21 protein-coding genes are annotated in these 22,536 nt (G+C 33.7%); 10 read left to right on the plus strand and 11 right to left on the minus strand.

Annotated elements, in window-relative coordinates; genetic code table 11:
• Nucleotides 1-126: 126 nt before the first annotated feature.
• The 5 genes from dapB to ACN0TY_RS09520 form a co-directional block, all read right to left on the minus strand.
• Complete coding sequence (gene dapB, locus ACN0TY_RS09500) at nt 127-828, minus strand: 4-hydroxy-tetrahydrodipicolinate reductase (protein WP_417444301.1); 702 nt, start codon at nt 826-828, stop codon at nt 127-129.
• 24 nt (nt 829-852) lie between these two features.
• Nucleotides 853-1,617: a DUF5683 domain-containing protein gene (locus ACN0TY_RS09505; protein WP_417444302.1), complete on the minus strand. Its 765-nt coding sequence runs from the start codon at nt 1,615-1,617 to the stop codon at nt 853-855.
• Nucleotides 1,617-2,513 carry a ParB/RepB/Spo0J family partition protein gene (locus ACN0TY_RS09510; protein ID WP_236958799.1) on the minus strand — a complete coding sequence of 299 codons (897 nt, stop codon included), beginning with the start codon at nt 2,511-2,513 and terminating at the stop codon, nt 1,617-1,619. The genes ACN0TY_RS09505 and ACN0TY_RS09510 overlap by 1 nt, the downstream gene beginning before the upstream one ends.
• Nucleotides 2,514-3,287, minus strand: a complete 774-nt coding sequence (locus ACN0TY_RS09515; RefSeq protein ID WP_236958798.1) for a ParA family protein — start codon at nt 3,285-3,287, stop codon at nt 2,514-2,516. It lies immediately after the preceding gene.
• A 192-nt stretch (nt 3,288-3,479) separates the two neighbouring features.
• Nucleotides 3,480-4,358 carry an SDR family oxidoreductase gene (locus tag ACN0TY_RS09520; protein WP_417444304.1) on the minus strand — a complete coding sequence of 293 codons (879 nt, stop codon included), beginning with the start codon at nt 4,356-4,358 and terminating at the stop codon, nt 3,480-3,482.
• A gap of 215 nt (nt 4,359-4,573) precedes the next feature.
• Between ACN0TY_RS09520 and nirK the strand changes: the two genes are divergently transcribed.
• From nirK to ACN0TY_RS09535, 3 genes are all read left to right on the plus strand, one after another.
• On the plus strand, nt 4,574-6,010 hold the full coding sequence (gene nirK / locus ACN0TY_RS09525; RefSeq protein ID WP_417444305.1) for a copper-containing nitrite reductase: 1,437 nt from the start codon (nt 4,574-4,576) through the stop codon (nt 6,008-6,010).
• A gap of 20 nt (nt 6,011-6,030) precedes the next feature.
• On the plus strand, nt 6,031-6,810 hold the full coding sequence (locus ACN0TY_RS09530; RefSeq protein WP_417444306.1) for a formylglycine-generating enzyme family protein: 780 nt from the start codon (nt 6,031-6,033) through the stop codon (nt 6,808-6,810).
• A gap of 65 nt (nt 6,811-6,875) precedes the next feature.
• Complete coding sequence (locus tag ACN0TY_RS09535; protein ID WP_417444307.1) at nt 6,876-7,502, plus strand: SCO family protein; 627 nt, start codon at nt 6,876-6,878, stop codon at nt 7,500-7,502.
• A 34-nt stretch (nt 7,503-7,536) separates the two neighbouring features.
• On the opposite strand, the gene ACN0TY_RS09540 is transcribed toward ACN0TY_RS09535, so the two are convergent.
• The 4 genes from ACN0TY_RS09540 to ACN0TY_RS09555 form a co-directional block, all read right to left on the minus strand.
• Nucleotides 7,537-8,754 (minus strand): hypothetical protein, encoded by a 1,218-nt coding sequence (locus ACN0TY_RS09540; RefSeq protein WP_417444308.1) that lies wholly within the window; start codon nt 8,752-8,754, stop codon nt 7,537-7,539.
• Nucleotides 8,755-8,933: 179 nt separating this feature from the next.
• The gene (ric, locus tag ACN0TY_RS09545; protein ID WP_236958792.1) at nt 8,934-9,656 is read right to left on the minus strand and encodes an iron-sulfur cluster repair di-iron protein; all 723 of its coding nucleotides are present in this window, start codon (nt 9,654-9,656) and stop codon (nt 8,934-8,936) included.
• Between the two features lie 9 nt (nt 9,657-9,665).
• Nucleotides 9,666-11,915 carry a nitric-oxide reductase large subunit gene (locus ACN0TY_RS09550; protein WP_417444309.1) on the minus strand — a complete coding sequence of 750 codons (2,250 nt, stop codon included), beginning with the start codon at nt 11,913-11,915 and terminating at the stop codon, nt 9,666-9,668.
• Between the two features lie 61 nt (nt 11,916-11,976).
• Complete coding sequence (locus ACN0TY_RS09555) at nt 11,977-12,405, minus strand: RrF2 family transcriptional regulator (protein WP_236958790.1); 429 nt, start codon at nt 12,403-12,405, stop codon at nt 11,977-11,979.
• Nucleotides 12,406-12,539: 134 nt separating this feature from the next.
• On the opposite strand from ACN0TY_RS09555, the gene ACN0TY_RS09560 reads away from it, so the two are divergent.
• The 7 genes from ACN0TY_RS09560 (at nt 12,540) to ACN0TY_RS09590 (ending at nt 18,996) form a co-directional block, all read left to right on the plus strand.
• Nucleotides 12,540-13,052 (plus strand): c-type cytochrome, encoded by a 513-nt coding sequence (locus ACN0TY_RS09560; protein WP_417444310.1) that lies wholly within the window; start codon nt 12,540-12,542, stop codon nt 13,050-13,052.
• A gap of 86 nt (nt 13,053-13,138) precedes the next feature.
• Nucleotides 13,139-15,100, plus strand: a complete 1,962-nt coding sequence (nosZ, locus tag ACN0TY_RS09565; protein WP_236958788.1) for a Sec-dependent nitrous-oxide reductase — start codon at nt 13,139-13,141, stop codon at nt 15,098-15,100.
• 138 nt (nt 15,101-15,238) lie between these two features.
• A complete protein-coding gene (locus tag ACN0TY_RS09570) occupies nt 15,239-15,838 on the plus strand; it encodes a hypothetical protein (RefSeq protein ID WP_236958787.1) in 600 nt (199 codons plus the stop codon).
• A gap of 1 nt (nt 15,839) precedes the next feature.
• The gene (locus tag ACN0TY_RS09575; RefSeq protein ID WP_236958786.1) at nt 15,840-16,289 is read left to right on the plus strand and encodes a nitrous oxide reductase accessory protein NosL; all 450 of its coding nucleotides are present in this window, start codon (nt 15,840-15,842) and stop codon (nt 16,287-16,289) included.
• 4 nt (nt 16,290-16,293) lie between these two features.
• Nucleotides 16,294-17,517 carry a nitrous oxide reductase family maturation protein NosD gene (gene nosD / locus ACN0TY_RS09580; RefSeq protein WP_417444311.1) on the plus strand — a complete coding sequence of 408 codons (1,224 nt, stop codon included), beginning with the start codon at nt 16,294-16,296 and terminating at the stop codon, nt 17,515-17,517.
• Nucleotides 17,514-18,221 (plus strand): ABC transporter ATP-binding protein, encoded by a 708-nt coding sequence (locus ACN0TY_RS09585; protein WP_417444312.1) that lies wholly within the window; start codon nt 17,514-17,516, stop codon nt 18,219-18,221. The genes nosD and ACN0TY_RS09585 overlap by 4 nt, the downstream gene beginning before the upstream one ends.
• Entirely contained in the window at nt 18,214-18,996 is a 783-nt protein-coding gene (locus tag ACN0TY_RS09590; RefSeq protein ID WP_417444313.1) for an ABC transporter permease, read from the plus strand. The genes ACN0TY_RS09585 and ACN0TY_RS09590 overlap by 8 nt, the downstream gene beginning before the upstream one ends.
• On the opposite strand, the gene scpA is transcribed toward ACN0TY_RS09590, so the two are convergent.
• Nucleotides 18,993-21,122 (minus strand): methylmalonyl-CoA mutase, encoded by a 2,130-nt coding sequence (gene scpA / locus ACN0TY_RS09595; protein WP_417444314.1) that lies wholly within the window; start codon nt 21,120-21,122, stop codon nt 18,993-18,995. The two genes, ACN0TY_RS09590 and scpA, sit on opposite strands and share 4 nt — an antisense overlap.
• Entirely contained in the window at nt 21,119-22,495 is a 1,377-nt protein-coding gene (locus tag ACN0TY_RS09600) for a methylmalonyl-CoA mutase subunit beta (RefSeq protein WP_417444315.1), read from the minus strand. Before ACN0TY_RS09600 ends, scpA begins: the two co-directional genes overlap by 4 nt.
• Between the last annotated feature and the right edge of the window lie 41 nt (nt 22,496-22,536).

A 22,536-nucleotide genomic window follows, 5' to 3' on the forward strand; every position in this document is an offset into this window, starting at 1 on the left:
ATAAGCTTTGTTTCCTATTAGAATTATCTTTAAAACGAATCAACAGGATTTTAGTTACGGTAAAAATATATTTTTTTTGGTATGAATAGTAATCAAGAGTTCTATAATACCTTTGAAATGCGGTTTTTAACCCAAGTTTAACACATCTTTCATACTGAAAACTCCTGTTTTACCGATAATCCATTCAGCAGCGATTACAGCACCTAAAGCAAAACCTTCTCTATTATGAGCGGTATGGGTTATGTCTATAGTGTCTACATCACTTTTGTATATAATAGTATGCGTTCCAGGAACTTCTGGTTGTCTTAATGCTTTAATTGGAATTTCGTCTGAAGTGGCATTATCTAATTTCCAAGCTTTATTGTGAGAATTGTTTATAATTCCCTCTGCTAGAGTAATAGCAGTACCACTTGGAGCATCTAATTTTTGTGTATGGTGAGTCTCTTCAATACTAACATCATATTGCGAGAGGTTTTTCATCATTTTAGCAAGGTATTCATTTAGTTGAAAGAAAACATTAACCCCTAAACTGAAATTGGAGGCATAGATAAAAGCACCTTTGTTTTCCTCACAAAGATTAACAGCTTTATCATAATTTTCTAACCAACCTGTTGTACCAGAAATAACAGGAACGTTATTTTCTAAACACATAGAAATATTTTTAAAAGCAACAGATGGAATACTGAAATCGATAGCAACATCTGCTTCTTTAATATTAAAATCAGTTGTTTTTTCGTCTACTCTAGCTATGATTTCATGATCTCTGGAAATTGCTATTTCTTCAATCATCTTTCCCATTTTTCCGTATCCAAGCAATGCTATTTTCATTCGTATGTATTTATAGGTGGTATATTAAAAACTCAAACTAAGCCGCATTCCGTAGTTTGGAGTGTAGTCTATTTGATTCTGTTCGTAGTAAGGGTTTAAAGAAAGCTTATCGCTCACATTAAACTGTTTTAAATGTGCAGTAACATTAGCATCTATTATGTTTAACGCATACAAACCTATGGTTATAAGTAGCGAAAGATCTCTGTTCTGCTGATAATATTCTTGAGCATCTCTTAGTGCATCATCACTAACATCTGGATTTCCCGGGTCAATACCGCTATTATTAATGTCATAAAATTCATCATCATAATAACCAGCAATACGTCTTTTATAGGCGTCTCGATATTGATTGTAGTAATTGGTGTTCTGAATATAGAAATATGCTCCTGTACCTATGGCTCCGTAAACAATAGGAACTTTCCAATAGGTTTTATTATAAATCTGACCTAATCCAGGTAATATTGCAGAGAAAAAGGCTGCTTTTGCTGGAGATAATGGATCTATGTCAATATTTAAGCTAGCCAAACTATCTATAGTTTGTTGCTTTCTTAGTCTACGTTTTTGTTTTCTTGAAAGTGTATCCGAAGCAATGGCAGTAGTATCTACAACTTGATATTGCTTAAGAGAATCTTGGGCTTCTTTTTCTAGTTTCTTTAATTCTCTTTTCGTCATTTCATGCGTAGCATCGTTCTCAGTTTTTTTACTCACGGAGTCGGCTACTTTTTCTTGTGCTGATGAAATGAAATGAAAAAGCAATACAAATAAAACGGCAATACTTCTTTTAAACACTATTTAAAAAGTTTTGTGAGGCGTAAAAAGTCTTCTTTTGAATGAAAAGGGATAATAAACTTTCCTTTACCATTCTTAGCTACTTTAACGTCTACTTTAGAAGAAAAGTATTCAGTAAGCTCTTCTATATTTTTCGAAACATATTCTGGAACTTCTGAAGTAGTAGTTTTCTCTGTTTTTTGTTCTTTACCAGTTTGATACTCTCTAACCAATTTTTCTGTATCTCTAACAGATAAATTATTAGTAATAACTTTCTCGTAAATTTCTAATTGATCTTTTTTATTTTCAATATTTATTAAAGCTCTACCGTGCCCCATACTTACAAACCCATCTCTCATTCCAGTTTGAATGATAGGATCTAGTTTTAAAAGGCGTAAATAGTTAGTAATTGTAGATCTTTTTTTACCTACACGGTCACTAAGCTGCTCTTGTGTAATATTTATTTCGTCTATTAAACGTTGGTAAGATAAAGAGATCTCGATAGGATCTAAATCTTGTCTTTGGATATTCTCTACCAAAGCCATTTCTAATGACTCTTGGTCGTTTGCAATACGAATATATGCAGGAATAGTTTTTAGACCTGCTAATTTGGAAGCTCTTAAACGTCTTTCTCCAGAAACCAATTGGTACTGGTTAAACTCCATTTTTCTAACAGTAATAGGTTGTATAACACCTAATTCTTTTATAGAAATACAAAGCTCTTTTAATGTTTCTTCATTAAAATTAGTACGCGGTTGAAATGGATTTACTTCAATGGCATCGATGTCCAACTCCACAATACTACCAACTACCTTATCAGCATTTTTATCTGATGCAGATTTAATATCATTGTCAGGATCATTCAACAAAGCAGATAATCCTCTCCCTAAAGCTTGTTTTTTTGTTGCCTTTGCCATTTAAACTGTTTGCTTATTCTTTTTAATTACTTCATGTGCTAAGCTCAGGTAGTTTGTTGCCCCTTTACTTGTAGCATCATAATTAATAATAGTTTCACCATAACTTGGTGCTTCACTTAAACGCACATTACGTTGGATAATGGTTTCAAAAACCATTTCACTAAAGTGTTTTTGCACTTCTTCTACCACTTGGTTAGAAAGTCTTAATCTAGAATCGTACATGGTTAATAATAACCCTTCGATATCTAAGTTAGGATTGTGTATTTTCTGAACACTCTTTATAGTATTCAATAATTTCCCTAGTCCTTCTAATGCAAAATATTCACATTGAATAGGAATGATAACCGAGTCTGATGCTGTTAAAGCATTTAGCGTTAATAGGCCAAGAGAGGGAGCACAATCAATTAAAATATAATCATAAGAATCCCTAAGTCTATCCATGGCTTTTGCCATCATATATTCTCTTGCATCTTTATCTACCAATTCTATTTCGATAGCAACAAGATCAATATGAGCTGGTATTAAATCAACGTTTGGGGAATTCGTTTTTATAATAGTGTCTTCTGGTTTAACAGAATGCTCTAATAATTGATATGTACCTCCTTCAACCGTTTCAACATCTATTCCAAGACCGGAAGTAGCATTCGCCTGTGGGTCTGCGTCAATTAAAAGTACTTTTTTCTCTAGTACTCCCAATGAGGCAGCTAGGTTTACAGATGTTGTAGTTTTTCCAACACCACCTTTTTGATTAGCTACAGCAATTACTTTGCCCATGTTTAAAATTCGATTTTAGTAAGGTAAATTTAGTTAGGTAAAAATACAATTATTTGTGAGTTTAGAAAATGAATTTTGTTAACAGTTATCCAATACTGTATCTGATGATAGTATCTATAGAGGCTATCCATTTACAATTCAGTTGATAATTATTTAAAAGCCATTTTTAAAACAGCTAATTTACAGCATTCTTTATTTCTTTTTACTGCGAATCATAGCCTCAAGCATATCCCACATTTCTTCAGGAACGGCTTCTAATAAATTAAATTGTCCAGCACCTTTTAGCCACTCTCCACCATCTAGTGTTATTACTTCTCCGTTTAGATAAGCTCCAAAATCGGAAACCATATAGGCAGCTAGGTTTGCTAATTCTTGATGGTCACCAACTCTCTTTAAAGGAACTTTCTTAGCAAGATCGAATTTTTCTTTTAAATCTCCAGGCAGTAATCTATCCCATGCTCCTTTTGTAGGGAAAGGACCAGGAGCAATTGCATTAAATCGCATTCCATATTTTGCCCATTCAACAGCTAAACTTCTCGTTAAAGCTAGTACACCAGCTTTTGCAGTAGCAGAAGGAACTACATATGCAGATCCTGTCCACGCATAAGTAGTTACTATATTAAGTACATTGGTGTTTTCTTGTTTGGTATCTATCCAATGTTTACCAAAAGCAAGAGTACAGTTTTTTGTTCCTTTTAAAACAATATCAATAATAGTATCAAAAGCATTCGCAGAAAGTCTTTCTGTAGGAGAAATAAAGTTTCCAGCAGCATTGTTTAAAAGGACATCTACTTTTCCAAACGCTTCAATTACTTTTTCACGCATCGCTTCTACTTGGTCGTAATGACGTATATCACAAGCTACAGGTAAACAGGTCCCTCCAGTTTCTTCTGAAAGTTCTTTAGCAGTATTTTCTAATTTGTCTAAGCTTCTAGAAGTGATAGCTACTTTAGCACCTAATTCTAAAAAATATTTAGTCATTGCTTTTCCAAGACCACTTCCTCCACCTGTAACTACTATGGTTTTCCCTTCAAGAGCTCCATCACGAAGCATTTTATCTGTATATTTCATCTTTCTGTCTTTATTAATGTTAAAAAAAGAACGTTTATCTGTATATTTAGTACTTCCTTCAAAAATACAGCTTTCAATTTTATTTCGCTTGAATATTTAATGTTAGTTTTTTCATTCTAAATGTAAAAATCTGACAAATGTCATTTTCTCCCTCTTATCTACAGCTTAAATTTGTAATAAATAAGACAAAAACATCCTAATTTAAATTACTGATTATGAAATATCTATTCAAACCTATTGTGTTTTTATCAGCAGTAGCCTTACTTTTTAGTTGCCAGTCTAAAAAAGAGAAGGTTACAGATGCAGAAAGCATTGTTGTAGAACAAGAAATGATTGCAGATTTAACTTCACCACCTAATGTACCAAAGCCCACAGCAAAGAGAAAGGCAAAGAAACTCATTGTAGACATGGAAATTTTGGAACAAGAAGGAGAGTTAAGTAATGGAGTGAGTTATGTGTATTGGACATTTGGGGGAACCGTTCCAGGAAGTTTTATAAGAACGAAAGTGGGAGATGAAGTACATTTTACATTAAAAAATCATCCAGATAATAAATTACCTCATAATATAGATTTACATGCTGTTAATGGGCCTGGTGGGGGAGCGGAATCTTCTTTTGTAGCTCCAGGGCATGAAAAAACATTTTCATTTAAGACTTTAAACCCTGGGTTGTATGTGTACCATTGTGCTACTGCTCCTGTGGGAATGCATATTGCAAATGGAATGTACGGGTTAATATTGGTAGAGCCAGAAGAAGGATTACCGCCTGTTGATAAAGAGTACTATATCATGCAAGGAGACTTTTATACAAAGGGTAGAAATGGCGATAGAGGTATGCAGCCCTTCGATATGCAAAAAGCATTAGATGAAGCAGCAGAATATGTTGTATTTAATGGGAAAGTGGGAGCCTTAACTGGAGACAACGCAATTACTGCTAATGTAGGAGAAACGGTAAGACTTTTTGTTGGAAATGGAGGGCCAAATTTAGTTTCTTCTTTTCATGTTATCGGAGAGATTTTTGACCGAGTTCATGTTGAAGGTGGTAGTGTGATAAATGAAAATGTTCAAACCACGATGATCCCTGCTGGAGGAGCAGCTATTGTTGAGTTTAAAGTGGAAGTTCCTGGTACATTTATACTTGTAGATCACTCCATCTTTAGAGCCTTTAATAAAGGAGCTTTAGGAATGCTTACAGTTAATGGAGATGAAAATATGAAAGTGTATTCCGGAGAAATGAGAGAAGGGATTTACCGTCCAGAGGGATCTGGAATCCAAGAAGTTCCTAGAGAAGATCAAACGGCTTTAAATGTTCCTGCCATGAGTTTTGAAGATCAAATGGAGTTTGGTAAGCAAACATATATGCATACTTGTTTTGCTTGTCACCAACCTGAAGGTCAGGGTATAGACGGTGTTTTTCCTCCTTTGGCAATGTCAGATTATTTAAATGCTGATGTAAATAGAGCTATCGATATTGTTTTACATGGTAAACAAGGGGAAATTACCGTAAATGGAGAAAAATATAATAGTGTGATGACAAGTCAAACACTTACCGATGAAGAAGTGGCAAATGTATTAACGTTTGTATACAATAGTTGGGGGAACTCTAAGGAAGTTGTTACCCCTGAAATGGTAGGAAAGGTTAGAAAGAAATAATTATATAACAGAATTTTTAAATGACTAGCGTAACTCGTTTATTATTAATTTTTATAGTAGCCTTTTGCGCTATACAAATTCTACCTGCTCAAGAAATGGTTACCGTTAAAAGGGGAACATATATTCCCCTTTATGGTAACGATTCTGTTCCTAAAGTAGTAGAAGAGTTTCAGATTGATGTGAGTCCTGTTACTTATAGTGATTATCAGAAATTTTTATTAGAAAATCCAGCATGGCAAAAAAAGAATATAAAAGGGTTGTTTGCAGATGATGCTTATTTAACGAGATGGGGAGAAGAGGCAACTTACGCTAAGGATATGAATTCTGATAGTCCAGTTACATACGTTTCTTGGTTCGCTGCTAAGAAATATTGCGAATGTCAGAACAAACGTTTGCCAACTACGGACGAATGGGAATATGTTGCGATGGCAAATGAAGATGAAATAGATGCGAGAAAACTTGAAAGTTATAATGCTGAGATTTTATCGTGGTATGAAACTTCCAATACAGAACTTAATGTAGTAAAAAGAAATCCTCAAAATTATTGGGGAGTTTATGATTTACATGGCTTGGTATGGGAATGGACGCAAGACTTTAATTCTGTTTTAATTTCTGGAGAGTCTAGGAGAGATGTAAATAGCGATGCTAATTTATTTTGTGGAGGAGCCGCTGTTGGAGCTACAGATTTAATGAATTATGCGGCATTTATGAGATATGCTTTTAGAGGAAGTATAAAGGCACGATATAGTATGAAAAACTTAGGCTTTAGATGTGCTAAAGACGCAACTACTTTGCCGTAAATTATAGACTTTAAGTTTATTGCTACGGAGTTGCTTCACTAATAGACGAAATTAAATATAAAGTGATGAATAAATATAAATTGTTTGCTGTAATTGGATTGCTTCTCTTGGGAGCTTGTAATTCAGAAGAAAAAAGTAAGACTGAAACTAAAGATGTAGCAGTAACTACTCAAAATAGTGAAGAAGGCTATTCGGATATGTCTATTTATAACCTCCCGTCTCAATGGACAAATCAAGATGGAGAAGAGGTGGAATTAAAAGACTTTCAGGGAAAGGTGTTGGTAACCGTTATGATTTATACTTCTTGTAAAATTGCATGCCCTAGATTGGTGGCAGATATGAGAAATATTAAGAAGCAGTTGCCTGAGGAGATTTTAGATGATGTGGAGATGGTTTTAGTAAGTATCGACCCTGAAACGGATACTCCTGAAAGACTGAAGCAATTTGCCAAAGAGAATGTTATGGACGGGCCTCCATGGACGTTTCTTCGTTCTACGGAAGCAAATACAAGAGAGTTTGCAGCTGTTTTAGCGGTGAATTACACAGAAATATCTCCGATGGATTTTTCGCACTCTAATATAATTAGTGTTTTTAATGATAAAGGGGAGCTGATTTTTCAGCAAGAAGGGTTAAATGTAAATTCTGATGCTACAGTGAAGAAAATAAAAGATGCTGTGGCAGAGATGAGTTAGTCTTATAAAAAATACACACTTTAATTGGCCTATGTTACTGCTTAGTAATGTAGGCCGATTTTTTTATACTGCTTTTTTGAATTGATATGATTAAAAATATAATACCAATTACAAGAAAAAGGCTAGCTAAAAATAGTGTCAAATAGTAATTTGGGATACTAATTCCTGTTTTAAGCATATAAAGCGATCCTTGCATGAAAAGTAAAGCTTCAGTAATAAAAATTCCTGTTAGAAATAAATAAACACCTAATTTAAAGTAGTGTTCTTTTTTTATGTTAAGTAGGTGATGAAAGTTAGCATATAGTAGGCTACTAATTACACCTAACATTATTAAATGTATAAAGCCAATCACTAAGTTTTTATATGCATGCGCTTGCGTAGCTATTACTGGAACTAAAGTAAGTATTTGTATCAGTGTTTTAATCAGAAAGGTAATAATGGCAAAACGATACAAGTTTATTACTACGGGAAGTTGTTTTTTTAGGCTTTCTGATAGTGGTTTTTTTAAGATGATAAACATATAATAAACCATTATTAGCTGTAGAATTACTCCGATTGAATTTACCCAGTACAACCATGAATAATCCAAGTACCAACTTGCGGGAAATGCATATGTTAGTAGTGTAGCAATTACGGTAAATCCATATAACCTCTTTGTTGAAACACTATTTTTGATGTCTAATTCTCTGAATATTAATGATAAGACTGCAATTAAAAACCAGCCGTTAAATTGAAAGTGTAAAAAGAATTGAATTGCTAATTGATAGAGTTCCGATGATTTTCCATATTGAACAACTGTAGGGCCTAAACACCATACTCCAATGGTAGAAAACAGCATAAAATAAATTGCTAAGCGCATAAATTTGTTGGCAGGAGAGGTTGCTTTAATCTCTTTAAAAGCATAATAAGCTAAAGTGTAGCTGCAAAATATATGAAGGGTTGAAAAGCTTATAGAAACCATAGCATACCCCTGAAAAGGGAAGCTAACCAACATTCCGATAATAGAAAGTTGAGTAATCCAGAATAGACGTTTATATTTTTTATGTGTATTATCTTTTATGTACCACTTTACTATAAATAATTGAATGGACAAATATACCCAACCTAGCATTGCAGTATGTGAATGTGCATGCGTTAGGAATCTAAAATTCATCGAATCTATAGGGAGTACGTATAGGAGTCGTAATAAAAGTCCCATTGTTGCTGCAATTAGAAAATTGCTAAAACAAATAGTGATAAATCTCTTTTCCATGTACTGATATAACGCTTGTCCTACAAAGTAATAAAATTAACTCCATAGGCGATTAGAATATCTTAGATTTTAAGTATTTTATTGCTGAATAAAAGGTATTAAAAAACCTCAAGGTTAGACTTTATTTAAAAAATACTAACCCCGAGGAATCTAACTAAAATAATAAGTGATGATTAGTATTAACTTAATACAGCCTCTAATTCCACAGCTTTAGGAAATAAAATATTATTCTCTAAGTGAATATGAGTATGTAAATCTTTTTCAAATTCATCTAGCATAGCATAAGTAATTCTATAAGTATTACACGCATCTGCTGGAGGAGTGTATTGATTAGATAAAGCTGCTATTTTTACAAATCGATCGCCTTCATTTTCGTGTTCTTGCATCATCATTGCAATTGGGTTTTTTACCGTTCCAAAACCTGGAGTAGCAACCTCCTCATTCGCAAGTTGCGCTTTTTCTAATCTTTTAATGTGAGGAAAAAGCACAAGCTCCTCTTTTTTTAGATGCTGAGAAAGCTCTCCTGCTGTATGTTTAAAATGTTCGTTTATTTCGAATAACTCTGGATGGCTACCTCCATGAACTTTACATAATTTATCTAGAAACTGAAGTAAAACTGGGATCTTCTCTTCCACATAGCGATGGTGCGTTGTTTCGATATGATCTATTAATCTACTTAGCGCCCATGTTTTATAGTCGGCATCAGTAGTACCTCCTGTATTTAAGGCACGTCTTAATTTTTCATCCAACTCGTTAACATCAATGTCTTGTTTCTCACAAACATCTTTTATAATTCTATTTCCTCGGCAACAGAAATCTATTCCGTAGTTAGAAAATACTGCTGCAGTTCTAAAGTTTTCAGCAACTACATCTCCAATTTTTTTCTCAATTATATTTTCCATTTTTTCTAATTATTTTGATTTATAAATTTTATTTTTCAGTGTAAGGTCAAATACAAAATAGCATGAAGTTACAATTCCAACAGCAAAGATTACATCTCCAATTGTTCTTAGCCATTTTAGTTTTATCATTGCAGGGTCTTGCATTAATTCTGCAGATCTAGCATACCACATACCATGTTGTATACTTTCTAGCGCTTGCCAAATTCCCATAGGAAGAAGACTTAATAGTGCCATAGCCAACAGACCAATGTTTAAACTCCAAAATGTAATTCGAAGCAATTTTTCATTCCATTTAACATCTCGATATAGGCTTCTTAAAACAAAAAGCATCAATCCTATTCCTAGCATTCCATAAACTCCAAATAGAGCGGTGTGAGCGTGTAGGGCAGTAGTATTTAATCCTTGGATATAGTATAATGCTATCGGTGGATTTATTATAAATCCGAATACACCTGCTCCTAAAAAGTTCCAAAAAGCAACAGCAATCATATAATAAATAGGCCATTTGTAATCTACAATCCATTTTGTTGATTTCGATACTTTGTAATTATGGTAAGCCTCGTAACCTATTAAAGTAAGTGGTACCACCTCTAATGCGCTAAACGTTGCTCCTAGAGCCATAACTGCTTTTGGAGTTCCTGTAAAATATAAGTGGTGAAAAGTACCAATAATACCTCCAGACATGAATATAATGGTAGCTAGAAGTACATTTAATGTAGCAGTTCTAGTTTTTAATAAACCTAATCTAACAAATAAGAAAGCGATTACAACGGTAGCAAAAACTTCAAAAAATCCTTCTACCCAAAGGTGAACAACCCACCATCTCCAATATTCTGAAATAGCTAAGTTTGTTTGTCTTCCCCACATTAATCCTGCTCCATAAAATAAAGCGATTGCAGTACAGGAAACTAGAAATAATAAGATGAGGTTTTTCTCAGCTGTTTTTTGTCTGATTACAGGAATAAGTGGTCTTACCATAAGTGCAAGCCATACAAATAACCCTACAAAGAGAAATATCTGCCAAAATCTTCCTAAGTCGACATACTCATAACCTTGGTGTCCGAACCAGAAATTATCTACTAGATTTAATTTTTGCATAACACCCATCCATTGTCCAATCATAGAACCTACAACAATTATAAGGAGAGCAATAAATAAGAAGTTAACTCCAAATTTTTGAAATTTTGGATCTTTTCCTGATACAGCAGGTGCAATATATAGACCTGTTGCTAACCAAGCGGTTGCAATCCATAAAATAGCTAACTGTGTGTGCCATGTTCTAGTAACAGAATACGGTAGTATTTGGTCTAGAGGGATGCCATAAAGTCCATTTCCTTCAACTCCATAATGCGCAGTAACAATACCAAGTAACATTTGTAATACCATAAGTAGCGATACAACCCAAAAGTATTTTTTTGTGAGACGCATAGAAGGTGTGATTCCTTGTTTTAAAAGGGGATCGCTAGCTGGTGTTAAAAGTTCATCTTCACCACCAGACCTTACATGGTAAAATACCATAAGTCCGATACATAGAATAAGTAATATAATGCTCACTCCAGACCATGCCATTAAATCTGTTGTCGCTTTGTTGCCTACTAATTCTTCAGCAGGCCAATTATGAGTATAAGAGATATCCGAGTTAGGACGCTCTGTAACCGTTGCCCATGTAGCCCAAAAGAAAAAAGCATTTAATTTCTTTATTTTTTCTGGGTCTTTTATGGAGTTCTTAGGAATCGCATAATTTTCTCTCAATTCATCAAAATCAGGATTGTCAGTAAATAGCGCTCCATAAAATTGTGAAAGACTATTTACAGCTAAAGCTCTTTCTTTTGAAATAGTTATTTCTTGAGTATCTTCATTAAAAGTGTTTTTTCTGATGCTTTTTTGAAGCTTTATCTTTAATCCAGCTTGTTGTTCTTCTGATAAGGATTCATAATCCGATTGATATCTTTCTTGAGCATAAGAGTTTAAAATATGTAGCGCTTCTTTATGTAACCAATCTGCAGTCCAGTCTGGCGCAACATATGCACCATGTCCCCAAATAGAACCTACTTCTTGACCTCCGATACTCTGCCAAATATTCTGACCGTCTTTGATCTCTTGCTCCGTAAAAACTACAGTATTATCTGTTGTTTTTATAGCCTTAGGAATAGGAGGTGACTGTTGGTAGATTTCAAAGCCATAATACCCTAAAACGCCAAATGATAATACCATCACCAAGGCAAATAAGACCCATAATTTTTGTTCTTTGTTTTTCATTGCATTCTTTTAATTAAGTTAATCGGATAAATTTGTCCTATTTAGTGTTAAATTTTTTTGATTATGTTTTTAAAACAGAAATTCCGTCGTCAAGTTTTAGTGCTAGTTCTTTTAAATTAGTGTTCTCTAACATTGATTTTAAGTTGTCTCTTACTATTTTAAATTTATCATGAAAAGGGCAAGGGTTATTGCTGTCACATTGCTTTAAGCCTAAACCACAACCACTGTAAATTGTGTCACCATCAATAGCAGAAACGATAGCAGATAGGGTAATGTCTTGTGGGTTGTATATTTCGAAACCTCCATGGGCTCCTTTTATAGAAGTGACCACTTTATTTCTAGCTAGAGCCTGTAATATTTTAGCAGTAAAAGCTACAGGAGAATCTATCTCTTCTGCAATCTCTTTAAGGCTAACTCGCTTATTATTCATAGAGCTTTGAGCTATAAATATAGATGCCTTAATACCGTATTCACATGCTTTTGAAAACATAACTTCAATTAATTTATAGTGCAAATGTAGGTAAATATTTTTAAATAAGACAAATTTATCCTCTTTATGACAAAAGTCATATAAAAGGAGGGATGTATATGATAATTTTGTGATTAAATATTAAAAATTACATCATGAATAAAATAATAAAAACTGGCTTTTTAATCGCGTGCGGATTTTTAATAAGCTGCGGAGGAGGAGAAAAAAAAGAGAAAAAATCTGTTTATGATAATCAGGTTGCAGAAAAACCTAAAGTAGAGAAAACAACAGAGAAAAAAGAGGAAATGGTACCGCCATCTAAGCGAGTTGATTTATCTACAAAGGGAGTTGGACCAATAAAGAGTATAGAAATAGCGGAAGCTATAGATCAAAAACTTGTAACAGAGGGAGAAGCTATATTCAAACAAAATTGTACTGCTTGCCATAAAACAGATAAAAAGTTTATCGGGCCAGCGCTTGCGGGAGTAACCAAAAGAAGAACTCCAGAATGGGTAATGAATATGATTTTGAATCCGCAAGAAATGCTAATGAAAGATCCTTTAGCAAAAGAATTACTTGTAGAGCATAATGGATCTCCAATGGCAAATCAAAGTTTGACAGAAGATCAGGCTAGAGCTCTTTACGAATACTTTAGAACCTTAATGTAGGATATAAAGATGGTTGTATAAGCACTTTATTATTAGGGAAAGTAAAACGGTGCTAGGATACTTTTAAAATAATCAAACTAAAAAAAATGAGATATATTAATCTATTATTTGCGTTAATTGGAGTTGCTAGTTTTGTTAGCTGTAACTCAAATAGTTCGGAAAGAAAAGGGAATGCCTCTGGAGCAATTGCTTCAAACGTAGCCGAACGTGTATATGTGGCGCCAGGGGAACACGATGAATTTTATGCCTTTGTGTCTGGTGGATTTAGCGGACAACTTTCTGTATATGGCTTGCCTTCAGGAAGGTTATTAAAGGTGATACCTGTTTTTTCTCAAGATCCAGAAAAAGCTTGGGGATATAATGAAGAAACAAAACCGATGTTAAATACATCATATGGTTTTATTCCTTGGGATGATGCTCACCACCCCGATATTTCTCAAACAAATGGAGAATTAGATGGAAGATGGGTATTTATAAATGGTAATAATACGCCGAGAATAGCTAGAGTGGATTTAACCACTTTTGAAACTGCTGAAATCCTAGAACTTCCTAACAGTGCAGGAAACCATAGTTCGTCATTTGTAACGGAGAATACAGAATATGTAGTTGCAGGAACACGTTTTTCTGTACCAGTTCCTCAACAAGATATTTCAATTAAAGAATACAAAGGAAAGTTTAAAGGAGCTATTTCTTTTATAGATGTTGATGATGAGTCTGGGGAGATGGATCTTTCATTTCAAATTTTACTTCCAGGATTTAATTATGATTTAGCGCATCCAGGAAGAGGGAAATCTCATGGTTGGTTTTTCTTTTCTACCTATAATAGTGAAGAAGCAAATTCGCTGTTAGAAGTAAATGCTTCACAAAACGATAAAGACTTTATAGCAGCTATTAATTGGAAAAAAGCAGAAGAATATATCAAAGCTGGTAAGTTTAAAACAATGCCTGCAAATTATGCCCATAATTTATATGATGATGAGACTCATACAGGAACTTCAACAATGAAAAAAGAAGTTAGAGTTCTTGATCCAGCAGAGTGCCCAGGATTGGTATACTTTTTACCAACGCCAAAATCTCCACACGGATGTGATGTAGATCCTACGGGAGAATATATTGTTGGAAACGGAAAATTATCAGCAGATTTAACGGTTCATTCATTCAGTAAAATGTTAACTGCAATTGAAAATGAAAGTTTTGATGGGGAAGCATATGGAATACCTATTATCAAATTTGAAGATGTTCTTGGAGGTGTAGTTAAACAAGCAGGTTTAGGGCCTTTACATACAGAATTTGATGGAAAAGGAAATGCATATACATCATTCTTTATTTCTTCAGAAGTAGTAAAATGGGAAATAGGTTCTTGGGAAGTAAAAGATCGTCAGCCTACGTATTACTCAATTGGTCATATTATGATTCCAGGAGGAAACTCTAGAAAACCATTTGGAAAATATGCTTTAGCAATGAATAAAATTACTAAAGATAGATATTTACCAACAGGACCTGAGGTAACTCAATCAGCGCAATTATTTGATATAACAGGTGATAAAATGGAGCTTTTACTTGATTTTCCAACCATTGGAGAGCCACATTATGCTGCAGCTATTCCAGCTGATATCGTAGCTAAAAATTCTAGAAAAATATTTAAGCTTGAAGAGAACAAACATAAATACGCTGTTACAAGTAATTCGGACGCACGAGTAGAACGTGATGGCAACGAAGTGCATATTTATATGACAATGATTAGAAGTCACTTTACACCAGATAATATAGAGGGTGTAAAAGTTGGAGATAAAGTGTATTTCCATGTTACAAACTTAGAGCAAGATTATGATGTGCCTCATGGTATAAGTATGATAGGAGCTAATACTTCAGAATTATTAATCATGCCAGGGCAAACAGAAACTTTTGTTTGGGAACCTGAAAACATAGGAGTTTACCCATTCTATTGTACAGATTTTTGCTCTGCATTACACCAAGAAATGCAAGGATATATTAGAGTTTCTCCAAAAAACTCTGAAAGAGAATTGTCGTGGTCTTTAGGGGATTAAATCCTAAAGAGATGGATAATTAGTGGTTGTTTATTTTTTTTAATAAGCGAGGGTTGTGCCTCGCTTATTTTCTCATAATTAGTTAGGGAAAACAGCCATAGTTCAAAATATTCAGAACAAACCCTTAAAGAATAACAAATGAAAAGTACTGCAAAATACCTGATGTTATTAGGAGTTTTATTACCACTTTTATTGTTTTTATTTCCTTTATGGAACATTACATTAGAGGCGCCTCAATATCCAATTCCATTGGGGATGGATATATTTATACATAAGTTTCATGATATGCATCCTAATGATATTCAGAATATTAATTTGATGAATCATTATGTTGGAATGAAATTTATCCCAGCCACTATTCCAGAGTTTAAAATATTCCCAATCGTAATACTTTTTATGAGTTTAATGGGGATTGCTGTTAGTGTTTTTGGTAATTATAAGTGGTATTTTATATGGTTTTTCACAATGCTTATTTTGATTACAGCTGGTTTGTATGATTTTTATTTATGGGAGTATGATTATGGACATAATTTAGATCCAAAAGCAATTATGAAGTTTACAAATGAAGATGGGAGTATTATGGGATTCCAACCGCCATTATTCGGTTCTAAAGATATTCTAAATTTTAGAGCACATTCATACCCTAGGTTGGGTTCTTTATTCTTAGCTCTAGGAATGGTCGTAGCATTTGTAGCTTCTTTTTTAAAGCGAAAAGAGAAATTAAATAAATCTGAATAATATGAAAACTAAGATTTTATTTATCGGATTCCTGTTTTTTATAATAGTCAGTTGTAATGTGAGTCCGCAACCAATTAGTTACGGTAATGATGGATGTAACTATTGTTCCATGACAATAATAGAAAGAAACTATGGTGCTGAGTTGGTAACCTCCAAAGGGAAAGTGTTTAAATACGATTCTATGGAATGCCTTATAAATAGTTCGCTAGAAGAGAATGCGGACTTAGATGAATATGCTTATGTTTTAACAAATACAAATGGAGAACAGGAGACATTGAAGAATGCTAAGGAGTGTGTTTTTATGATAAACAAAAAATTACCAAGTCCGATGGGGGCTAATTTAACAGCTTTTAAAAATAAAGCCTTGGCGGAAAATACTCAGCAAAGTTTAGGAGGTGAATTATACACTTGGGATGAGTTATTGGCAATGTTTAAAAAAACAAGAAATTGATAGTATGAAATTCACCTGTCTTATTTTAATGACTTTCTTTTCTTTAACAGCAGTAGGACAAATTACAGTTTGTAAAAGTTGTCCTGTTACTACGTTGAAGCAAGCGTTATTAGAGGCATCTGCAGGCGAAATTATTTATATACAAAAAGGGACTTATAACGAACATGAAATTATTATAGATAAACCGATTACAATCATTGGGGAAGATTATCCAGTAATTGATGGAGCTTTTAAAGGAGGGATTATTAAGGTAATGTCTAATAATGTTACAGTAGACGGACTCTTTTTAAAGAATGTTGGAGTTAGCTATACTGAAGATCATGCAGCAATAAAAGTAATAAAGAGCAATAATTTTATAATTAGAAATTTAGTATTAGAAAACCTTTTTTTTGGAATATATATTGAAAAAAGTGACCACGGAGAAATATACCATAATAAGGTAGTAGGAGATGCGGAAGAAGAATATAATTCGGGGAACGGGATTCATCTATGGAGTTCTAATAATATTAAGATTGAAAAAAATATAGTTACAGGAGTTAGAGATGGGATATATCTTGAATTTGTAAATAACTCAACCATTAATGACAATGTAAGCTATAATAATTTGCGTTATGGTCTTCATTTTATGTTTTCTAATCACGATGCATATTCAAATAATATGTTTGAGAATAATGGCTCTGGAGTCGCGGTAATGTTTTCTAAGCACATAAAAATGTTTAAAAACACCTTTAAAAATAATTGGGGAACGGCTTCCTACGGACTCTTACTCAAAGAGATTAATGATGCTGAGATTACGAATAATATATTCACAAAAAATTCTACAGGTATAAATATAGAAGGGAGTAATAGAATTAATTATATCAATAATAGCTTCGAGAAAAATGGTTGGGCTATAAAGGTAAGGGGAGCTTGTTACACAAACACCTTTGCTAAAAACAACTTTTTATATAACAGTTTTGATGTTTCTTACAACAGTAAGATGAATGATAATGTTTTTGATGGAAATTATTGGAGTGAATATACGGGATATGATTTAGATAAAAATGGAGTAGGGGATATTCCTTATCGACCTGTAAAGTTGTTTTCATATATAGTCAACAGAACTCCTGAAACATTGATATTAATGAGAAGTCTTTTTATTGATATTATTAATTTCTCTGAAAAGGTAAGTCCCATTTTTACCCCAGATTTATTAATTGACGCCAACCCTTCAATGAGAAAGTTATGATAGCAATAAATGGTTTAGAGAAAAAATATGGTCAGAACGAGGTCTTAAAGGGAGTTGATTTACAAGTTGATTCTGGTAAGATATATGCTCTTTTAGGGCCAAATGGATCGGGAAAAACAACACTTATTAAGTCAATTTTGGGAATGGTAGTTCCAGATAAAGGCGATATTCTCATTGAAGGTAAAAGTGTATTGAAAAAATGGAGTTACAGAGAAAATATAGATTACCTCCCACAAATAGCTAATTTCCCTTCAAATTTAACTGCGGAAGAGCTTATTGCTATGATTACTGATGTGCGAAAAGAGAATGCAGCTTCACAACAGCTTATAGATATGTTCGCACTAGAAAAGCACATGAAAAAAAAGCTTGGAAATCTTTCAGGGGGAACAAAGCAAAAAGTAAACATAGTACTAGCCTTTATGTTTAATAGTCCTTATATCATATTAGATGAGCCTACAACGGGACTTGATCCAGTGTCGTTAATAAACTTAAAGCAGTTAATTATTTCAGAAAAGGAAAAAGGGAAAACCATTTTAATATCGTCGCATATTATCAGTTTTGTTGAAGAAATTGCCGATGAAATAATATTCATTCTTGAGGGAAAGGTCTATTTCAAAGGAAGCTGTGGTGAGTTAAAAGAAAAAACTTCTGAAGAGAAATTGGAAAATGCCATTGCAAATTTATTGAAGGATAATCATGATTAAAATATTAAAATATAGCTTTTACGATTTAATAAGAAGTAAGTGGTTTTACGTATACCTAATATTCTATTTACTCTTAGGATTTGTGTTGCTTTTTCTTAATCAAGACTTGTCTAAAGCAATAATAACACTACTTAATGTTATAGTTATTTTGGTCCCATTAATAAGTACCATTTTTGGAGTTATGTATTATTACGATTCTAAAGAGTTTACAGTGCTTTTAATGGCACAACCAATAAGGAGAAGCACCATATTTTTAGGACAGTATTTTGGAGTAACGCTCTCTTTGAGCCTTAGTTTACTTTTGGGGTTAGGAATTCCGTTTCTATTTTATGGAATCACACAATCTAGCGTAAACTTTTCCTTCTTTTTGCTGATATTCTTAGGAATATTACTTTCCATGTCATTTTCTGCAATGTCTTTTTATATAGGATTATGTAACGAAAATAAAATTAAGGGATTCAGTTATGCTATTCTCTTGTGGTTGTTTTTTGCTGTTATTTATGATGGATTATTTTTAATTTCCCTGCTTGTATTTCAATCGTATCCCTTAGATAATTTTGCGTTAATAGCTACGATGTGTAACCCTATAGATTTATCGCGTACTTTGTTATTATTACAATTAGATATTTCTGCGTTGATGGGGTACACGGGAGCCGTTTTCCAACAATTTTTTGGAACATCATTAGGTTTTGTAGTTTCCTTCTTTGGATTATCACTTTGGGTAGTTACCCCTATTTTATTAATCGTAAGAAAGGCTAAAAAGAAAGACTTTTAACTATCTATCAATATTTCTAAAAGTGAAATAGCAGCCTCGCTTATTTTAGTTCCAGGACCAAAAACGGCAACAGCGCCAGCATCAAATAGATATTGATAATCTTGTTTCGGAATCACGCCACCAACAATAACCATAATATCATCTCTTCCGTATGCTTTAAGTGCTTCTATAACTTGAGGAACCAGTGTTTTGTGCCCTGCAGCCAAAGATGATACTCCAAGAATATGTACGTCGTTTTCTACTGCCTGTTTGGCGGCTTCTTGTGGGGTTTGAAAAAGTGGACCTATATCTACGTCGAAACCTACATCGGCATATCCAGTAGCAACAACCTTTGCTCCACGGTCATGCCCATCTTGTCCCATTTTTGCAATAAGAATTCTAGGTCTACGTCCGTCTTTTTCCGCAAACTGATCCGCTAGTTCTTTTGCTTTTTCAAAGCTTTTATCGTTTTTCACTTCTTTTGAATATACTCCGCTAAAGGATTGAATTTTTGCTTTATACCTGCCATAAACCTCTTCTAGAGCAGAAGATATTTCTCCTAATGTAGCTCGGTTTCTAGCAGCTTCTATTGCTAAAGCTAATAAATTTCCTTCGCCTGACTTTGCAGATTGTGATAATTTTAAAAGTGAAGCTTCTACCTTTTCAGAATTGCGATCAGCCTTTGTACTTGTTAAACGTTGTATTTGCTGCTCTCTAACCGATTGATTGTCGACTTCTAAAATTTGTAATGGATCTTCTTTGTCTAATTTATATTTATTAACTCCAACAATTATATCTTGATTACTATCAATCTTAGCTTGTTTTCTAGCTGCTGCTTGTTCGATACGCATTTTTGGAATTCCAGCTTCTATGGCCTTAGTCATTCCTCCTAACTCTTCAACTTCTTCAATAAGTTTCCATGCGCTTTCTGCTATTTCATGAGTTAAATTTTCCACATAATAACTTCCTGCCCAAGGATCGACAGTCTTTGTAATTTGCGTTTCTTCTTGTAGGTATAATTGAGTGTTTCTTGCAATCCTAGCAGAAAAATCTGTTGGAAGTGCAATAGCTTCATCTAAGGCGTTTGTGTGTAAAGATTGTGTGCCACCAAAAGCTGCAGCAGTAGCTTCAATGCATGTACGCGCAACATTATTAAAGGGGTCTTGTTCTGTTAAACTCCATCCGCTTGTTTGGCAATGTGTTCTTAGTGAAAGAGATTTTTCATTTTTTGGATTGAATTGTTTTACAAGTTTTGCCCATAACATTCGTCCAGCTCGCATTTTGGCAATCTCCATAAAATGATTCATTCCAATAGCCCAAAAGAAAGATAATCTAGGGGCAAAAGTATCAATATCCATCCCCGCAGCGATTCCTGTTTTTATATATTCCAATCCATCAGCTAGGGTGTATGCTAATTCGATATCTGCAGTAGCTCCAGCTTCTTGCATATGATATCCAGAAATACTTATGCTATTAAACTTAGGCATGTTTTTACTGGTGAATTCAAAAATATCAGCAATAATTTTCATCGATGGAGTAGGCGGATAGATATACGTATTCCTAACCATAAATTCTTTTAGGATATCGTTTTGGATGGTTCCCGATAATTTATCTAATGAAACTCCTTGTTCTTCAGCAGCAACAATATAAAAAGCCATTATAGGAAGCACAGCTCCATTCATAGTCATGGAAACCGACATTTTATCTAGCGGAATCTGATCAAAGAGAATTTTCATATCCTCTACAGAATCAATAGCAACACCTGCTTTACCAACATCTCCAACTACACGTTCATGATCAGAATCATACCCGCGATGCGTAGCTAAATCAAACGCTACCGATAATCCCTTTTGCCCTGCTTCTAAATTTCTCCTATAAAAAGCATTACTCTCTTCCGCAGTAGAAAAACCAGCATATTGTCTTATAGTCCACGGTTTGCGCACATACATTGTTGTATATGGGCCGCGTAGAAAAGGAGGGAATCCAGCAGCAAAATCTAAATGCTTTAAATGTTTGGTGTCTTCCTTGCTATAAATCGATTTTATATCAATCTTTTCCGCAGTAGTAAAAACCGAATTTTCAGTTTTTTTATCTCCCGTAGAAATAGTTTTTTTTAAGGTGATATGTTGTAGGTCTTTACGCTTCATGAAGGTTCATTTTTTAATCGTTCTTGCTCTGAAGTTTCTGCCAATCGACGTTCAATAATAGGTTCGATAAGAGTTTTTCTAATTTCAGTTTTTATAAAAGGATAGAGCTCCAAATCATTTTTCATTCGGTCTTCCTTATTCTGATATTTATTAGAGCCTACTAATATTTTGTTCTTCTCATTGAATTTTTCCTGTTCAAGAGTAGCATTTTCTTTTATTTTCTTCTGAATAATATGCGCTTTCAACTGCTCTAGGAATCCTCCACCGGCTTCTATTTTTTTAAATAAATCAAGTGCTTTTTTAGCTAAATCTTCAGTGATGGATTCGATATAATAACTTCCATCAGAAGGATTTTTAACCTTATCAAAATAACTCTCGTGTTTTAAAATTAGCAATTGATTTCTGGCTATTCTAGATGCAAACTCATTGTCTTTATGATAAAAGTAATCATAAGGGAGTGTGCAAATTGTATTGGCACCACCAATAATGGCACTCATATATTCTGTGGTAGTTCGTAGCATGTTCACATTGTAATCGTACAAGGTTTTGTTACGTTTTGTAGGAATACAAAAAAGGTGGCATTCTGCTGTAGAACTATATTCTGATACTAATGTTTTCCATAGCGTTCGTAAGGCCTTTAACTTAGCGATCTCGAAAAAATAGTTACTACTTATAGCTACTTTAAAACTAATATTAAAGGATTTATTTTCTAAAATGGTAAAATATTCGTTTGTATGTGCAAGTGCATATGCTAATTGCTGAACCATATTTGCACCGGCATTTTGGTACAAAGTAAGATCTACAGTAATAGAAGTTTTAAACTGCGGTAAATTGCTAAGAAGACTTTGAATTTCAGAAAAAATAGCAATATCTTTTTTTAAGTTGAAATACCAATTTCCGCTTCTTGCTAGGTTTCCAATAATATCTATATGTAAATAAATCTCCGCCTCTTTATCTTTAAAATACGCAATAAGTTTTTTTATAAAGTCCAGTGATAGGAACTCAGTTTCCACATGAATAGACGCCAAATCAAAAGGGAAATCTTTAAAAAGAGCGTTGAGGTCTACGGTTTCATCAGGAAAGACAAAAAGAATACTTTGAGCTCCTTTTTCTATGTTTTCTAGAGCTTTAGCATTCGCACCAAAAGCTTTAGCAACATATATTCTTTCGCAAATATTCCATGGAGGGTTACTTCCAATTTCCATTTCAGTAGGAAGATCCTCTTGAGAATAAAAAGGCTTGATATTTATGTCTTCAAGCGTTTTTGTAACCAAAGTGGTGTTATAATCTTCACCTTTTAAATCGAATTGTATTTTCTGTTTCCATTCTTTAACAGAAACATCTCTAAACTCATTAAAAAGGGAATCTAACATAAGTCTTAGTTTTATTTTATTGGTTCTGGAGTTAATTAAGG

The sequence above is a fragment of the Joostella sp. genome, assembly GCF_048266025.1.
In the GTDB taxonomy this organism is placed as follows: domain Bacteria; phylum Bacteroidota; class Bacteroidia; order Flavobacteriales; family Flavobacteriaceae; genus Galbibacter; species Galbibacter atrarenae.

Coding starts and splice junctions, on each gene's coding strand:
- nosD (WP_417444311.1), top strand. CDS start 16,294: ATGAAATTCACCTGTCTTATTTTAATGACTTTCTTTTCTTTAACAGCA.
- nirK (WP_417444305.1), top strand. CDS start 4,574: ATGAAATATCTATTCAAACCTATTGTGTTTTTATCAGCAGTAGCCTTA.
- ACN0TY_RS09550 (WP_417444309.1), bottom strand. CDS start 11,915: ATGAAAAACAAAGAACAAAAATTATGGGTCTTATTTGCCTTGGTGATG.
- ACN0TY_RS09585 (WP_417444312.1), top strand. CDS start 17,514: ATGATAGCAATAAATGGTTTAGAGAAAAAATATGGTCAGAACGAGGTC.
- ACN0TY_RS09590 (WP_417444313.1), top strand. CDS start 18,214: ATGATTAAAATATTAAAATATAGCTTTTACGATTTAATAAGAAGTAAG.
- dapB (WP_417444301.1), bottom strand. CDS start 828: ATGAAAATAGCATTGCTTGGATACGGAAAAATGGGAAAGATGATTGAA.
- ACN0TY_RS09520 (WP_417444304.1), bottom strand. CDS start 4,358: ATGAAATATACAGATAAAATGCTTCGTGATGGAGCTCTTGAAGGGAAA.
- ACN0TY_RS09535 (WP_417444307.1), top strand. CDS start 6,876: ATGAATAAATATAAATTGTTTGCTGTAATTGGATTGCTTCTCTTGGGA.
- ACN0TY_RS09540 (WP_417444308.1), bottom strand. CDS start 8,754: ATGGAAAAGAGATTTATCACTATTTGTTTTAGCAATTTTCTAATTGCA.
- ric (WP_236958792.1), bottom strand. CDS start 9,656: ATGGAAAATATAATTGAGAAAAAAATTGGAGATGTAGTTGCTGAAAAC.
- ACN0TY_RS09560 (WP_417444310.1), top strand. CDS start 12,540: ATGAATAAAATAATAAAAACTGGCTTTTTAATCGCGTGCGGATTTTTA.
- ACN0TY_RS09575 (WP_236958786.1), top strand. CDS start 15,840: ATGAAAACTAAGATTTTATTTATCGGATTCCTGTTTTTTATAATAGTC.
- nosZ (WP_236958788.1), top strand. CDS start 13,139: ATGAGATATATTAATCTATTATTTGCGTTAATTGGAGTTGCTAGTTTT.
- scpA (WP_417444314.1), bottom strand. CDS start 21,122: ATGAAGCGTAAAGACCTACAACATATCACCTTAAAAAAAACTATTTCT.
- ACN0TY_RS09570 (WP_236958787.1), top strand. CDS start 15,239: ATGAAAAGTACTGCAAAATACCTGATGTTATTAGGAGTTTTATTACCA.
- ACN0TY_RS09510 (WP_236958799.1), bottom strand. CDS start 2,513: ATGGCAAAGGCAACAAAAAAACAAGCTTTAGGGAGAGGATTATCTGCT.
- ACN0TY_RS09555 (WP_236958790.1), bottom strand. CDS start 12,405: ATGTTTTCAAAAGCATGTGAATACGGTATTAAGGCATCTATATTTATA.
- ACN0TY_RS09515 (WP_236958798.1), bottom strand. CDS start 3,287: ATGGGCAAAGTAATTGCTGTAGCTAATCAAAAAGGTGGTGTTGGAAAA.
- ACN0TY_RS09530 (WP_417444306.1), top strand. CDS start 6,031: ATGACTAGCGTAACTCGTTTATTATTAATTTTTATAGTAGCCTTTTGC.
- ACN0TY_RS09600 (WP_417444315.1), bottom strand. CDS start 22,495: ATGTTAGATTCCCTTTTTAATGAGTTTAGAGATGTTTCTGTTAAAGAA.